Annotated in this window: 10 protein-coding genes, 1 tRNA gene, 1 pseudogene and 1 other annotated feature; of the genes and pseudogenes, 8 read left to right on the plus strand and 4 right to left on the minus strand. The window is 64.1% G+C overall.

Annotated elements, in window-relative coordinates:
- Window positions 1-295: 295 nt before the first annotated feature.
- The gene (locus tag BVIR_RS07205; protein WP_055037082.1) at window positions 296-2,389 is read left to right on the plus strand and encodes a TonB-dependent receptor; all 2,094 of its coding nucleotides are present in this window, start codon (window positions 296-298) and stop codon (window positions 2,387-2,389) included.
- 165 nt (window positions 2,390-2,554) lie between these two features.
- On the opposite strand, the gene BVIR_RS07210 is transcribed toward BVIR_RS07205, so the two are convergent.
- Window positions 2,555-3,349 carry a TOBE domain-containing protein gene (locus tag BVIR_RS07210; protein WP_055037083.1) on the minus strand — a complete coding sequence of 265 codons (795 nt, stop codon included), beginning with the start codon at window positions 3,347-3,349 and terminating at the stop codon, window positions 2,555-2,557.
- 486 nt (window positions 3,350-3,835) lie between these two features.
- On the opposite strand from BVIR_RS07210, the gene BVIR_RS07215 reads away from it, so the two are divergent.
- Window positions 3,836-4,216 carry an integrase arm-type DNA-binding domain-containing protein gene (locus BVIR_RS07215; RefSeq protein WP_055037084.1) on the plus strand — a complete coding sequence of 127 codons (381 nt, stop codon included), beginning with the start codon at window positions 3,836-3,838 and terminating at the stop codon, window positions 4,214-4,216.
- A gap of 1 nt (window position 4,217) precedes the next feature.
- Here the strand turns inward: BVIR_RS07215 and BVIR_RS07220 are convergent.
- Together BVIR_RS07220 and BVIR_RS07230 are read right to left on the minus strand one after the other, a co-directional pair.
- Window positions 4,218-5,449 (minus strand): IS3 family transposase gene (locus tag BVIR_RS07220; protein WP_145911955.1). Its coding sequence is split into 2 segments (ribosomal slippage): window positions 4,218-5,158 and window positions 5,158-5,449, totalling 1,233 coding nucleotides; the frame shifts between segments, so codons are not numbered across the junction.
- Window positions 5,049-5,165 (minus strand) — a sequence feature (AL1L pseudoknot). Its footprint overlaps the gene before it by 117 nt.
- Window positions 5,450-5,498: 49 nt before the next feature.
- Window positions 5,499-6,302, minus strand: a pseudogene (locus tag BVIR_RS07230) (DNA methyltransferase); the annotation flags it as partial.
- A gap of 140 nt (window positions 6,303-6,442) precedes the next feature.
- Here BVIR_RS07230 and BVIR_RS07235 point away from each other — a divergent pair.
- The 5 genes from BVIR_RS07235 (at window position 6,443) to BVIR_RS07255 (ending at window position 13,110) form a co-directional block, all read left to right on the plus strand.
- Window positions 6,443-6,892 (plus strand): DUF2786 domain-containing protein, encoded by a 450-nt coding sequence (locus BVIR_RS07235; protein WP_055037088.1) that lies wholly within the window; start codon window positions 6,443-6,445, stop codon window positions 6,890-6,892.
- A 95-nt stretch (window positions 6,893-6,987) separates the two neighbouring features.
- Window positions 6,988-7,617, plus strand: coding sequence for a CRISPR-associated protein Cas5 (gene cas5, locus BVIR_RS07240; RefSeq protein ID WP_060833009.1), 630 nt, complete (start codon window positions 6,988-6,990; stop codon window positions 7,615-7,617).
- 251 nt (window positions 7,618-7,868) lie between these two features.
- Window positions 7,869-9,953: a hypothetical protein gene (locus BVIR_RS07245; RefSeq protein WP_060833008.1), complete on the plus strand. Its 2,085-nt coding sequence runs from the start codon at window positions 7,869-7,871 to the stop codon at window positions 9,951-9,953.
- Window positions 9,950-10,831: a type I CRISPR-associated protein Cas7 gene (locus BVIR_RS07250; RefSeq protein WP_055037090.1), complete on the plus strand. Its 882-nt coding sequence runs from the start codon at window positions 9,950-9,952 to the stop codon at window positions 10,829-10,831. The genes BVIR_RS07245 and BVIR_RS07250 overlap by 4 nt, the downstream gene beginning before the upstream one ends.
- A 2-nt stretch (window positions 10,832-10,833) precedes the next feature.
- A complete protein-coding gene (locus tag BVIR_RS07255; protein WP_145912039.1) occupies window positions 10,834-13,110 on the plus strand; it encodes a CRISPR-associated helicase/endonuclease Cas3 in 2,277 nt (758 codons plus the stop codon).
- A 71-nt stretch (window positions 13,111-13,181) separates the two neighbouring features.
- On the opposite strand, the gene BVIR_RS07260 is transcribed toward BVIR_RS07255, so the two are convergent.
- Window positions 13,182-13,256: transfer RNA gene (locus BVIR_RS07260), tRNA-Thr, on the minus strand.
- 412 nt (window positions 13,257-13,668) lie between these two features.
- Between BVIR_RS07260 and BVIR_RS07265 the strand changes: the two genes are divergently transcribed.
- On the plus strand, window positions 13,669-14,853 hold the full coding sequence (locus tag BVIR_RS07265; protein WP_082416810.1) for an ISAs1 family transposase: 1,185 nt from the start codon (window positions 13,669-13,671) through the stop codon (window positions 14,851-14,853).
- Window positions 14,854-14,901: the final 48 nt, after the last annotated feature.

Raw genomic sequence — 14,901 nt, forward strand, 5'->3', positions numbered from 1 at the left:
AATCGGAAGTTCCGCACTGGGCGCGGAGTATTTCCGATCTCGATCGAGGTCGAAGACATCGACGCAGGCGCGCGAAGCGCGTCGCGACCTTGGTGGTCCCTCGGAGAAGGCTTTGGCTGATTCGGCAACGCAGCCTGGGGCGTCGTCGCGACGGACCGCTGACGCGCGGTGCACCGCTGCGCTCGAACCGAGCGCCGCGTCTCGGTGCATCGACGCACCGCACCACCACCGCGCGGCGGTTGCCCGCCGGGAGAAACGTCAACCAACAGCGTGGGACCTGCAGGGGCTTGGGGATATGCGTTTGAGACGTCAGGTAATGATGATGGCAACGGGGGCTGCGGTCGTTGCGGCCCTGGCGCCGGTCGGGCCGGCCGCGGCAGAGGACGACGGCGTGTTCGGGCTCGGCGAGATTCACGTCTCCGCGCCGGCCGGCGGCACCCAGGAGACCGACGACTTCGGCGGCAGCACCCTCTCCGGCAGCCAGATGGAGACCTTTGCCGCCGACACGGTCGACGAGGCGCTGAACCTCGTGCCGGGCGTGGTGGGCACGGGTTCGGGCGACGCACGCAACGAGCGCGTCATCAGCGTCCGCGGCTTCAGCCGCCTGGAGGTGCCGCTGTCGATCGACGGCGTGCAGATTTATCTGCCGGCGGACAACCGCTTCGACTTCGGCCGCTTTCTCACCCCCGACGTGGCGGCGGTGCAGGTCGCCAAGGGCTACGTCTCGGTGCTCGACGGTCCGGGCGGCATGGGCGGCGCCATCAACCTCGTCAGCTACAAGCCGACCAAGGAACTGGAGGCGGAAGGGCGCGCCCAGGCCGAGTTCGGCACCGACGGCACGTTCGAGGGCACGATGAGCTATCTCCGCGCCGGCTCGCGCAAGGAGAACGGCTACGTCCAGGCCAGCGGCACCTATCGCGACATGCGCGGCTGGATGCTGTCGGAGAGCTTTAACCCGACCGCGGTCGAGAACGGCGGGCTCCGCGACCACTCCGACACCCGCGACTGGAGCGTCAACCTCAAGGCCGGCTACACCCCCAACGCCACCGACGAATATTCCATCAACCTCATCAAGCAATCGGCCGACAAGGGCTCGCCCTACCATGTCACCAACGTGTCGCCGACCCGGCCCTATCGCGACTGGCCCCAGTGGAACATCCAGAACCTCTACTGGCTCTCCGATACGCAGATTGGCGAGGCGTCCTATCTGAAGACGAAGCTGTACTACAATACGTTCGACAATACGCACATGGGATTTGATAATCCCGAGCAGACTATTCGGAAAACGGCTAGGTCCTTCAACACTTACTACGACGATTTCGCGGTTGGCGGAAACGTCGAGGCCGGCACCGACATCGGCCGCTACGACACGCTGAAGCTGGCGTTCAGCTACCGGCGCGACGATCACACCGAATGGAACGAGAGCTTCGGCAACCGGTTTGCCAAGACCGCCGGCTGCACCGCGAACGTGATCTGCTTCACCGAGCCCAAGCAAAACTCGGTGGAGGATACCTTTTCGACCGCGCTGGAGAACACAATCCACCTCACGCCGGCGTTCGATCTCGTTCAGGGCGTCAGCTACAACTGGCGCGATCTATCCAAGGCGGAGGACTTTTCGACCGACACCGGCGCGATGGTGTATTTTCCGCTGAACGACAGCGACGCCATCGACTACCAGGGCGCGGCGGTTTGGCGCTACAGCGAGACGGCGAAGGTGTTCGCCAACTTTTCGCACCGCACCCGATTCCCCACGCTGTTCGAGCGCTTCAGCTCGAAGTTCTCGCAGGTGTTGTCCAATCCAGAATTGGCCCCTGAAGAGGCCACCAACTACCAGCTCGGCTGGTCCAACGCCTTTGCGCCCAAGAGCCAAATGTCCGTTACCGCATTCTACAGCGACGTGGAGGACATGATCCAATCGGTGCAGGTCGACTCGACTCACACCCAGTCGCAAAATGTCGGCGACGGCTATTTCTACGGGGCGGAGGCCTCGCTTGATTATGCCATTGCGGACAGGTGGACGGTCGGCGGCAATCTGACGTGGATTCGGCGCGAGGTGACCAATCCCGACGATCCGAATTTCCGGCCGTCGGGCGTTCCGGAGTTCAAAGGCCTCGTATTCGTGACATGGCAACCGTACGACAACCTCAAGCTCACGCCGAGCGTCGAGTTCGCCGACGACCGCTGGACGTCATATACGGTCGGAAATGCCAATTATTACTATACTGTCGGTGCCTATACACTTGTAAACTTCAGGGCTGAGTATGCCGTCAATGCTAACTTCACGGTTGCAGCCGGCGCCCGCAACCTGCTCGACCAGGATTATTACCTGAGCGACGGCTATCCCGAGGCAGGCCGCAGCTTCTACGCCTCGCTCAAGGCGACGTTCTGACCGCGGGCTGCGGGCCGGCGTCGCGCTCGCGGAGCCTTGTGGAGTCCGGAACCGGGTCGCGGCGGCACGTTCCGCCGTCGCGATCCGGCGGCCCCCTCACATGTCCCGCTGCATCGGCGCGAAAGCGGTCGGCGAAGCGCCGGGCGTGCGGCTCGCCTCGGCGCTTCAGCCAGCGGCGAGAATCACGTGGGTCGCCTTGAACAGCGCACAGACTTGGCTGCCGACTTCGGCGCCGAGTTCGTCGGCGCCCTCGCGGGTCACGACCGAGAGCAGCGTCTTGCCGCCGCCGATGTCGATCGCGATCTCGCTGCCGACCTCGCTGTCGATCCGGCGGGCGACGGTGCCGATGATACGGTTGCGCACCGACAGCCGCGGCACCTCGTCGACCGGCGCCAGCATCACCGATGAGGACTTGACCAGCGCGACCGCCTGCCGGCCGGGTACGAGCCCGAGTTCGGCCGCCGCACCGTTGGTCACCACCGCAGTGATGGTGGTGTCCGGCGGCACCCGCAGCTTGACCACCACGGACACCGGCCCGCTGCGAACCTCGCTGACTTCGCAGCGGATGGCGTTGCGGGCGCTGAGCTTCATCGTCATGCCCCACAGCAGCAGGTCGTCGATGTTCTGCAGCCCTTCCTCGGCGATGGCGGCGGAGATGCGTCCGAGCATCTCCTCCAGTCGGCGGAAGGCGACGATCAACCGCCGGCCTTCCTCGGTCACTTCGGCGCCGCCGCCCTTGCGGCCGCCGGTCTTGGTCACGAACGCCGGCGTCGGCAGCAAATTGTTGATGGCAGCGACGGCGTCCCAGGCGGTCTTGTAGCTGAAGCCGACCGCCTCGGCCGCCTTGGTGATGCTGCCGTGTTCGGCGACAGCCTCAAGCAGGGTGATCCGATCGCGCCCGACCAGCAGCCGCCCGTCGCTGCGAAGCGCGAGCTGGGCGTCGATCTTGCCGTCCGTCATCGCAATTGCTCCTTGTTGGCCAGTCGTCATCGGCCATTGGGGCGGAACCGCGGGCACAGGACGGCCGACGCTCCGGCAAGCCAAAGCCTTACGACATCAAGGGGCGAGGTAAAACGGCGAGCAGCGGGCCGGCGCCCTGAGATGCCCGATTATCCGGTGTCCAGGCGGGTCGGTCCACGACTTCCATGCTGACTGAGAGGGCTGCCCACAAATGCGCAGCAGGGCAATCCCCGATGTGTGCTTCGTAGAGCTTAATAGAAGCAGAACTCGTCCGCCTCGGCGCTCGATGAGTGAGGATGGTGCCGGCGGAGAGGATCGAACTCCCGACCTTCGGTTTACAAATTCGGTCTGAAGTCGTTGATCCGAAAAGGATTATTTCGGATTATTGGTTCGCGGACAAGCCCTTGCGCGACATGATCGTCGACGTACGTTGATCCTCGATGGTCTCCGTACGGTGCTCCACACAGTGCTTCGGAGAAGACGAACATGGCTGTCATCAACCTCACGGAGGCCCGCATCCGGAACCTCGAACCGGGCTCGGGCATCTGGCGGGACGAACAGGTCAAGGGCCTGATGGTCATCTGCCACGCCACCACCAAGACCTACGCCGTTCAGGGCGACGTTCGGCGGAACGGCCGGCACGTCCGCACGGTGCGGGTCAAGATCGACCGCGTGGACCGGATCGGCTTGCGCGAGGCTCGGAACCGGGCCAAGGCGATCATGTCGCAGATCCAGTCCGGCGTGGACCCCACCGCCAAGACGGCCGAGACCGGCATCACGATCTCGCAGGCGCTTGACGCCCACCTCGGAGAAAAGCCGTTCAGGACGGTGAACCGCCCCGGGTTTGCCGGAGGCGTTTTGGCTTGAGTTACGCGGCCATCGCTGTCTCTTCCAGCATGGCATAGTAGCGCGCCTCGGCTTCGGCCGGCGGGATATTGCCGATCGGCGCCAGCAGGCGGCGGTTGTTGAACCAGTCGACCCATTCCAGCGTGGCGAACTCGACGGCCTCGAACGACCGCCACGGGCCCTTTCGATGGATGACCTCGGCCTTGTAGAGGCCATTGATGGTCTCGGCGAGCGCGTTGTCATAGGAGTCGCCGACGCTGCCGACCGAGGGCTCGATGCCCGCCTCGGCCAGGCGCTCGGTGTAGCGGATGCTGACGTATTGCGATCCGCGATCCGAATGGTGCACCAGGCCGGCCTTGCGGGCGGGCCGCCGGTCATGAAGCGCCTGCTCCAGCGCATCCAGCACGAAGCTGGCGTGCGCCGTGCGGCAGACGCGCCAGCCGACGATGCGGCGGGCGTAGGCGTCGATCACGAAGGCGACGTAGACGAAGCCCGACCACGTGCTGACGTAAGTGAAGTCGGAGAGCCAGAGCATGTTTGGCGCCGGAGCATGGAACACCCGGTTGACGTGGTCGAGCGGGCACGGCGCCGCCTTGTCTGGCACCGTCGTCCGCACCGGCTTGCCGCGAATGACGCCGCGCAATCCCATGTCCTGCATCAGGCGCTCGACGGTGCAGCGCGCGACGTCGAAGCCCTCGCGCACCATCTGCCGCCAGACCTTGCGCGCGCCATAGACCTCGAAGTTCTCGGCGAAGACGCGGGCAATCTCAGGACGCAAGGCCTGGTCGCGCTTTGCCCGCGCCGAGAGCTTCGCCGGATCGGCCCGCTTGGCGACATGGTCATGGTAGGTCGAGGGGGCGATCGGCAGCACCTTGCAGATCGGCTCGACCCCGTGGACCTCGCGGTGATCGTCGATGAACGCGATCATGTCTTGGACCGGCGGTCGAGCTCCGCCATCGCAAAATACGCCGACGCCTTGCGCAGGATCTCGTTGGCCTGCCGCAGTTCCCGGTTCTCCCGCTCCAGGGCCTTGAGCTTCTCGGCGACGTCGCTGGGCACGCCCACCCGCTTTCCGGCGTCGACCTCGGTCTTCCGGATCCACTCGTTCAGGGTCTGCGGCGTGCAGCCGATCTTGGTGGCGACCGACACCACCGCCGCCCAGCGCGAGGGGTGCTCACGCTCGTGATCCAGCACCATCCGCACCGCCCGCGATCGAACCTCAGGAGAAAACTTGCTGCTCGTCTGCTTGCTCATGGCTCCACCTTCTCAGGAGTTGGAGCCTCCGGCAAACCCGGGGCGGTTCAGTCGGCGGGCACACCTCCAACCAATCCAACCGCAACGCGTTTCCAATATGGATCTGCCCCGTCTTGTGGAGCGGAAGCACGTTCAGCCGAGCTTCCTTCTGGCTGATCAAGCGCACGTCGCACTGGAACTCCGCGATGAGCAGCGCCAAACGGGCGATCTCGGCGGCGAAGCCCTTGATCTCGATGCCATAGAAATTGGCCAGCGGGATAACGCTCTTGGGATTGTCGCGGGTGCGCGTGACGATCTCATGCTCGATCTGGCGCATCTCGCGATAGGCGATCACCAGGAAATTTCCCGAGCCGCAAGCTGGGTCGAACACGCGGATCGCCGAGAGGCGTTTGCGCAGGTTCCGCAGCTTGCGCAGATTGTCGCCCGCCGCCACCAACTGCTCGCGCAGGTCGTCGAGAAAAAGGGGATTGAGCACCTTCAGGATGTTCGGCACGCTGGTGTAGTGCATGCCGAGTTCACCGCGCTCCTCGTCGTCGGCGACGGCCTGGATCATCGAGCCGAAAATGTCGGGATTGATTTCCTGCCAGTTGAGTTCCGCCGCCCGCAACAGATAGGACCGCGCGATCCGGGAAAAGCGCGGGCACTCGCCGGCTTCTGGGAACAATCCCCCGTTCACATACGGAAAGGCGTCGGCCCAAGGGCGGAGTTTTGCCGCCTGGCGGGTTTCCTTGTCGGCGGGCGTCGCCATGGCGCGAAACAGCTCTTGCAGCACCTCATGGGTGTTGCCGGACTGGCTGTCACTCATCTGCTCGATGGTCTTCGTGAACAGGTGGTTCAGAAAGATGCCCGTATCCGCCGAGCTGCTGGCGACCAGCGTGTCCGACGAGGACCGCGCCCGCGCCATCGAGCCGTGAAGATTTTCCCCTCCGGCCCGGCTCGCGGACGCCCCTTTCCGCGCCAGCATGGTCCCGCGGCATCCCGCCGCTGGGAGACATGACCATGAAGAAGCCGAGTGCGAGGGAACTGCCGCTGGTCAAGCGGCGCATCGAGGCGCTGCTGGAGAAGACCGAGGCCAACGGCTGCCCGGCCGGCGAGGCGGCGGCCGCTCTCGAGAAGGCCGAGGAGCTCGTCGCCAAGTACGGTCTCGATCCGGGCGCGTTCCGGTGGCCGCCGAGGCCCTCGACGCAGTTCGGCTCGGCAGCATCAGGGCCCGAGGCTCCGAGGCCGCCACGGGCCTCCGGGCCGAGTCGGGGCAAGGGCATCGGCCGGCTCGCCGAGCGGCTGATCATCGAGCATTCGGACTGTACCTACGCCGCCATCGCCGCCGAGGTGAACCGGCTGATCGAGGGCGCGAGAGCGAGCGAGAAGTCGGTGCGTTGGTCCGCGAGCAGGATGAGAAGGCGGGGCGAGGACATCGCTAACCGGAGGAAAAACTCGGACTGATCCGCGGGTGGAGGGTGCACGCCTTAGTTGGCATCGTGCGCGCCGCCTGCTTCAATGTGTTTTACAGGAATCACTCACAATGGGACAAATTCGCTGTGAGCTCCTATCCGATCCAGCTTGAGGTGTCCGGTCCACTGGCGATGTACGCGCGGCCGGACACCGGCGGCAGCCCCACGAGCTATCCGGTCCCGACATGGTCGGCCGCGAAGGGTCTTCTCGAGTCGATCGCATATCTCGCGCAGGGCGAAGCATGGTTTCATCCCACGCGTGTCGAGATATGTCGGCCGGTCGGATCTATAGGCGGAGCGGTTTCGTTTCAGCGCTATGCGTTCAACTACGGCGGCCCGCTGCGGAAGGACCTGAACATTAAAACCGGGACCGGCATGCAGGTCTTCGCCACCGCCGTGGCAAATCCCTGCTACCGCATCTACGCCGATATCCGCGGCGCTCGCGGCGGGAGTGGACGCAACCCGCGGCACTACCTCCAAAACCTGTTCGAGCGGCGGCTCAAGCAGGGTCGCTGCTTCAAGACCCCTGCGCTCGGTTGGTCCGAATTCACCTGCGACTACTGGGGGCCGTTCCGGCCGGAATGGGAGGTCGACGACGCTCTGGATCTCGAGATTCCCTCCATGCTGTCCAGCGTGTGGGACCGGGCTCAGGACGGCGCCTACGTGTCGCGCTTCGCGCACGACGTCCGGATCGAAAAAGGGGCGCTCGTTTTTTAGCCTATCAGTGAACTTGACCGCCGTTTCAGGCCATCGTAAAACGCGCCCACACGATGGAGGCGGAAGCGATGCGAAGGCGGTCCGGCAGACGAGTACGAGTGCGTTTGTTTGGGATCACCGTTCTTGAGATCGAATGGCCACCATAGTGCGCTCTTCGGAGCGCGGATCGAAATACTGATAGGCTAACGACCAGAGAACGCCCCTGGCCTTCATTGCCTCGGGCGTTCTTTCCAAATGAATCAGTGAGATAGATGCTGAATGACCTGCTCGCGATCGAGCGTGGACTGACCGCGAACGGGGTCGATCTCGTCGGCCGCCATCCGGACGTCAAGGACGTGGCAAAGGGGTCGGCCTTACGGGTCCGCCTCGCTGAGGGCGGCCATGTGTCCTCGGTGGAGGTGATACCCGAGGCCGGGAACGGTGCCGTTTGGACCTTGCGCGACGGTCAGCACAACGGATTCCCAGGACTCAAGACGGCGGCGGGGTTGTTGGCGCTCGACGCTTTTGCGCGCGAAAAGCACGACCGGGCTTGGAATTCGAGTAAGTCACCCCCGGACCGGCGCAACGAACTCATGCGTCTCTTCTCAGAGCACTCCGTTGCTGCGCGGCAGATTAAGAACTGGCCAAATTCTGGGCACAGGAAGCGGATCAGCGAACGACTCGAAGCGTTGCGGACGCTGGCCGACGATCCGCTGAGCGCCTCGGTCCCGGCTGTCTTCGAGCGCTTCCTTGCGGCTCTGGACGTGTCGCCGTCCTTTCTGGAGCAACTCACAAACGCCTTGGGCGAGCGCGTCCGCAACAACGGAGACGACTACTGGATCGACCCTATCCGGACGGCGCTGATCGCTCCCATCGTCCTGGCGATCGATGTCAAGGACATGGAATTCCAGCGGGATGCCGGCGATGCCCGCCAGATCGGTGCCATCAGCAGGGCCTTGAGCAATCCGCCCTCGACCGGGAACGAACAGATCAAGGGCGAAGCCGTTTGTGCGTTGACCGGCAAGGCCGCGAAGCTTCACGCTGGGAATTTTCCGCAGCCGAACCTTCCGGGGCTCGGGCAGACCTATATCTACTCGCGCAACCGGGATATCCCGTCGCTCACCCGATACGGCCGCACGGCCGACGCCTCGTTCCAGGCAGATGCAGAACTCGTGCGTCGCCTGGCCGGTGCCATCGCCGCGCTCACGCGCGAGGATCGCAAGGGAAAGACCTGGCGCCTGATTCCGGCCGAGAGCGGCGACAAGTCGGACCTGCTCGTCGTGAGCACGGCTGATCCGGGCGCGCACTATGCAGACGCGGTGGCGGACGATGACGAATTGTCCGGCGAGGCGGCACTCAAGGAATTGGCATCGCGGGCCATCGATCAATCCAAAGGCATCTTTGAGCACGGGCAGCCTGAGGACCAAGTGTTGGTCCTCGTTCTCCGCACCGTCGACCCCGCGAACCGCAAGTCCATCTATCAGCGTCGAGCGACCTCGGCCAGATTCTGGACGGCAGCGCGAGATTGGCAATCCGCCACCGTGAACACACCCGATTGGCTGCGCTTCCCGTTTCCGGGCAAAGCGAAGGCAGAGGTGATCTTGCGGGGACCGCCTTACGTGACCCCTCTGTCGATCACGCCGATTTCGCGCGTGCAGTTCGCGAACGGCGGACGCCGACCGATCGAGGTCATAGGCATCCCTGCTTCTCAGGCTTTCCAGCTCTTTCTCAAGGAAGGCGACATTGAGCGCCGTGCCCGCGACCTGCTTCATCTGCTCGTCGAGCGACATGGCGATCTTCTCGCCGGTGTCGCGGCTGCACGAACGAAAGGGACCGAATTTCTGAAGGATTTTGATCCGAAAGCCGGCCTACGTCGCAACGCATTGCAGTCCGCGACCTGGATCGGCGCGCTTCTATATCATCTCGACCGCTTAAAGGAGGTCTACATGTCGGACGCCGGGTTTCGCCTCGGGCAACTGCTGGCGGCCGCAGATATCGTGCACGTCGGCTACTGCAAGGATGTGCGAGACGGAAGCATACCACCAACACTTCTCGGAAACGCGCTGCTCGGCATGGCCGCCGAGCGACCCCACGATGCACTGAAGCTGCTGCTGAAGCGATGGCCGCCCTATGCAGCGTGGGCAAAGCGAAAGGCGCGTTGGGTTCTGCGCGAGATTGAACCTATCGCTATGGATCTGCGGGAGAAGCTCGGAAAGGTCGAGGGCCGACCGGACGAGTATTTCCAAGCCGAACTGCTGCTTGGCTACATGGCAGGGTTGCCGCGAGGCACAGAAGGCGCCGGTGATGCCAGCCATGCAGAAGGACAAAATGACGTGAACAGGGGGGAAAGCGCGTGAGCGAAGCATTCAACCGAGGGACGGGACTGCTCGTCATCAACGTGATCAATTCCAATCCGAACGGCGATCCTGACGGGGAGAGCGAGCCGCGTACCTTTGAAGCCGATGGGCGTGGCCTGATTTCGCCAGTGTCGTTCAAGCGGAAGCTCCGCGACCTCATGGAAAACGCGGACGCTGACGTTCGAAAGGCCGCGCTCGCTGCGACCGGCCCAGAAACGAAAAAGCACTTCGGCATTCTCGAAAGCCGCGGACGCGACCGCAAGGCGATCAGCGCCATGTCGCTGGGCGATTTCCGTGCCGCCTATTGGGATGGGCGCGTTTTCGGCAACACGTTCGTCGAGAAAGCTGACCAAGGCAAGTTTATCACCACCGGGGTCGTGCAGTTCGGTCCCGGCGTGAGCGTCTCGCCTGTAGAGATCGTGCGCTTAACTCTGACCAATAAAGCCGGCGTGGAAGGCGACAAGGACCGCGGTATGGCCCCGCTCGCGTTCCGTGTCGTGCATCACGGCCTGTATACGATGCCGTTCTTCGTCAACCCGAGCGCAGCGCACAAGAGCGGCTGCGACGGACACGACATCGACGTGCTCAAGTTCCTGATCCCACACGCTTACGCCCACACGGCCTCCGGCATTCGGCCCGAGGTCCACATCCTCCACGCCTGGTACGCCGAGCATAAAAACCCGCTCGGGTCGTGCCCGGACCCGCTGATCCTGGCGGCGCTGAAGCCGAAGAAAAAGGCCGGCTTCGACCCGAACAAGCCATCCCTCGGCATCGACGAATACGATATCCCGACGGCCTTGCCCGAGGAGCTTCGCGCGCGTCTCGCTTCGTTCGAAGACCTTTGCCTGAAGGAATGGCCGCTCGCCGGTGCGGCGTGAGGGTGGAGCCGCTCGCCCACTCGGCCCGTGAGCCGGGCCTAGAGCCGCAGACCTATCGCGCTCACATTGCCGGCACGGCCACAAGCGAGGGTGTGATTGCAGGTGCGCGCCGGCGCGCGGATGCGATGTTGCACTTCTACAGTGACACGGCGGGACGCGAAACGATCAGGAACGCCGTTGTGGACGCCGCGACGTTTCACGACCTCGGCAAGCTCGATCCGCAGAGTCAGGCGGCGCTTTGTCAGGGGTGCAACGCACGGCTCGATTGGGATCACATTGATGCCGGTGTTGCCCACCTGCGCGCCAGCGGCGCTTACATGGCGGCCTGGATGGTGCGAGCTCATCATGCGCCCGGCTTGCCTTCCTTGCCGGTCCACTTTGCGAAATCGCCAAATGCACGTCGGCTTCGTGGCGTCAGGCGTGATGAAGGTGTAGCGCCGGAGGTACACGAGCAACAGATCGCGCGCACCGACGGCATGCTGGACAGGATGATAGCTGCCCACGAGGCAGCGCTCGGTCCGCACCAGCCGGCGCGGAGCAAAGCGTTACATGGTCTTCCCATGCGCTTGGGCCTGTCCTGCCTCGTCGATGCCGACCATAGCGACACGGCCTACGCCGACACTGGATGGACGGTGCCGAACGAGCCGCAGTCGCGCTGGGCTGAGCGGTTGGCGTCGCTCGACGCCTATGTGGCCGATCTCGGAAGGCGTGAGGCGCTGTCCGACGACGAGAAACGCCGCAACGACTTCCGCCGCCGGTTTTACCAGGCGTGCCGCCAGCGCGAACCCGATGCGTCGCTGATGGCCTGCGAGGGACCAGTCGGCATCGGCAAGACGACGGCTGTGACGGCCTACCTGCTCCGCAGAGCAATCGCGACCGGTGCGCGGCGTCTGTTCATCGTGGCTCCTTATACAGCGATCCTGTCGCAAACTGCGCGTACGTTACGGGAGGCCTTGGTACTGAAAAACGAGCGCGGCCGGCCGGATACGATCGTTGCCGAGCATCACCACCGCGCCGACTTCAGCAGCATCTCCTCTCGCGATCTCGCGACTCTATGGACGGCTCCCATCGTCCTGACGACCGCCGTCCAGTTTTTTGAGACGCTGTCGGCGAACACGCCGTCGAACCTCAGGAAGTTGCACGCGCTGCCCGGCTCGATGGTTTTTCTCGACGAAGCGCACGCCGCGCTGCCGACATCGCTCTGGCCGCAGAACTGGCGCTGGATGCGCGAGCTCACCGCCGATTGGGGATGCTCCTTTGTCCTCGCCAGCGGATCGCTGGCGAGGTTTTGGGAAGTCGACGACATCGTTGGCGACTCACGCCTAAGGCTGCCGGAGCTCGTGCCGCCAGACCTCGCGTCGCCGCTGCGGGCAGCGGAGGATCGGCGCGTCTCTTTTGTATCGTTGGGCCGCCTGGATGGACCTGAGGCGTTGGCCGAAGCGGTTGCGGCGGCTCCCGGGCCGCGGCTCCTCATCATGAATACGGTCCAGAGCGCGGCCGTGATGGCTGACATGATGCGAAAGAAAGGTCGACACATCATGCACCTATCGACAGCCCTTTGCCCTCGAGACCGAGACGCCGTGCTCGCTCTTGCGAAGGCTAGATTGAAGCACCGCAGCTTCACCGATTGGACTTTGGTCGCCACCAGCCTCATGGAGGCCGGCGTCGACGTGTCGTTTCGAACGTGTTTTCGTGAGCGATTTGCAACCACTTCCCTCATCCAGATCGGCGGGCGCGGCAACCGGAATTTCGAATGGTCCGAGGGCGTGACAGTTTATGATTTTTTGGTGTCGCATATCGATGGCTTGAAAGCGCATCCGGCTGCGGCCACCTCAGCGGAGGTTCTTTCGGACCTCTTCCGCGACAAAGAATTCGAGAAGGCGGTTGATCCAGCGCAACTCGTCACGTTGGCCATGCGGAAGGAAATTAGGCGGCGAGGACAGCCGAGCGAAAATGCTTTACTCACTGCTGAAAGGGAAACTCGTTATCCTGGCGCGGCGGAATGCGGAAAGGTTATCGACGCTGACACTCGCCTTGTCGTGGTCGATCGAAGTCTCCGTGATCGGATCATCGCCCGAGAGCGCGTCTGTACGCGAGAGCTTCTTCTCGGCAGCGTTCAGATTTGGACGAATAAAATTGACCACCTTGGCCTCGACTCATTGCCTGGTCGCGACGAGATTTTCTGGTGGCCTTATGCCTATGATCCAGCTTTTCTGGGGTACATGGAGGGCGCCCTGTTCTTGGAAGGCGTTGCCGCGGGTGCGGCTGTTATCATCTAAGCTGGCTGCGTCCTGGAAGGGGTTCGAGATCCCTGACCGAAGAATAGAACTCTTTAGGCTCCGTGGGAGGATGGTGCCGGCGGAGAGGATCGAACTCCCGACCTTCGGTTTACAAAACCGCTGCACTACCGCTGTGCTACGCCGGCCCCGGCGGACACCGATCCCGGTGCCTATTCGGTATTTGGTCGGATCGCGCTGACCCTAAGCGCATGATCCGATTCGCCTTCTCGCCTCAAGGCCCTCCGATTACAAAACCGCTGCACTACCGCTGTGCTACGCTGGCCACGGACACCGAAATCCGGTGCCTATTCGGTACCTGCTCGGGTCAGGCGCGGCTTGAAGCGCGTGATCCGAATCGTCTTCAGCCTTACGGCCCCTGATCACAAAACCGCTGCGCTGCCAGCTGGGCTAAGCTGGCGACAAGAAGACGGCTAGCAGTCCGCTCCCGCCGAAGCAAGCGTCCGCTGCGGATCAGCAGGGCGCCGAACTCGGGTTAACGGCGGTTTCGGGGTTGCGGAAGGTCTGATTCGATGAGGGGCCTCGATTCGGAGCCCCGCCATGAGCCTTGATGGCCTGAGCCTTGATGGCCTGTTCGTCCCCGAGAAGTCGCGCCTGAAGGTGCTGCTCGACCACCTGTCGGTGATCGAGGACCCACGCGAGGCGTGGCGGGTGGCTCACCCGCTGCCGGAGGTGCTGCTACTGGTGGTGTGCGGCACCTTGGCGGACTGCGACGACTACGAGGGAATCGCCGAGTGGGGCGAGACGCATCTGTCGTTTCTGCGCCGCTTCCTGCCCTACCACCACGGGGTTCCGGGGGCGCGTTGGCTGACCCTGCTGATGAACCGCATCGACCCGGACCTGTTCGCGGCAGCGTTCACGGCGTGGGTTCGGGAGAGCTGGCCGGATCACCCGGACCTGGTGGCGATCGACGGCAAGACCTCGCGGCGCAGCCACGACCGCGGGGCCGGCAAGGCGCCGCTCCATCTCGTCTCGGCGTTCGCCACCACCCGCCGCCTGGTGCTCGGCCAGGAGGCGGTCGCCGACAAGAGCAGCGAGACCACGGCGATCCCGCTCCTGATCGAGCGGCTCGCCGCCGCCGGCGGCCTCGACGGCACCCTGATCTCGATCGACGCCATCGCCACCAATCCGACCATCGCCACCGCCATCCGAGGCGCCAAGGCCGACTATCTGCTCGCCGTGAAGGCCAACCAGCCGACCCTGCGGGCCGAGATCGAGAGCTTCTTCGCCGAGACGCCCGCGGCCGAGACCGAGAGCGTCACCGACCTCGACAAGGGCCATGGCCGCATCGAGAGCCGCACCGTCACGGTTGCCCGCGAGGTCGATTGGCTGAAGGGGGACCGGCGCTTTCCCGGCGAATTGCGGCTGCCCGACGTCGCCACCATCGTGCGCGTCGCATCGCGCGCCGAGCTCGCCGACCGCTGCCGTTTCGAGACCCGATACTACGTCTCCTCGGCCGCGCTCTCGGCAACCGCTGCCGCCGAGGCCGTGCGAAGCCACTGGGCGATCGAGAACAGCCTGCACTGGGTCCTCGACGTCACCTTCGGCGACGACCAGTCCCGCCTGCGCACGGGACACGGCGCCAGGAACATGGCTGTCGTCCGCCACTTCGCCTTCAATCTCCTGCGCGCCGTCACCGACAAGAAAAGCCTCAGGCTCAGGCGAAAGCGCGCCGGTTGGGACCCCGAATACTGTGCTCAAGTCCTCGGACACAGGACGCGTTAACCCGGATTCGGTGCCCTGTGCGGATCAGCGCAGTCGTCAACGCCCTGT

The sequence above is a fragment of the Blastochloris viridis genome (assembly GCF_001402875.1).
In the GTDB taxonomy this organism is placed as follows: Bacteria; Pseudomonadota; Alphaproteobacteria; order Rhizobiales; family Xanthobacteraceae; genus Blastochloris; species Blastochloris viridis.

Bases quoted from the DNA above. Each gene is read 5' to 3' on its own strand.
- BVIR_RS07205 (WP_055037082.1), top strand. From the start codon at position 296: ATGCGTTTGAGACGTCAGGTAATGATGATGGCAACGGGGGCTGCGGTC.
- BVIR_RS07210 (WP_055037083.1), bottom strand. From the start codon at position 3,349: ATGACGGACGGCAAGATCGACGCCCAGCTCGCGCTTCGCAGCGACGGG.
- BVIR_RS07215 (WP_055037084.1), top strand. From the start codon at position 3,836: ATGGCTGTCATCAACCTCACGGAGGCCCGCATCCGGAACCTCGAACCG.
- BVIR_RS07235 (WP_055037088.1), top strand. From the start codon at position 6,443: ATGACCATGAAGAAGCCGAGTGCGAGGGAACTGCCGCTGGTCAAGCGG.
- BVIR_RS07245 (WP_060833008.1), top strand. From the start codon at position 7,869: ATGCTGAATGACCTGCTCGCGATCGAGCGTGGACTGACCGCGAACGGG.
- BVIR_RS07265 (WP_082416810.1), top strand. From the start codon at position 13,669: ATGAGCCTTGATGGCCTGAGCCTTGATGGCCTGTTCGTCCCCGAGAAG.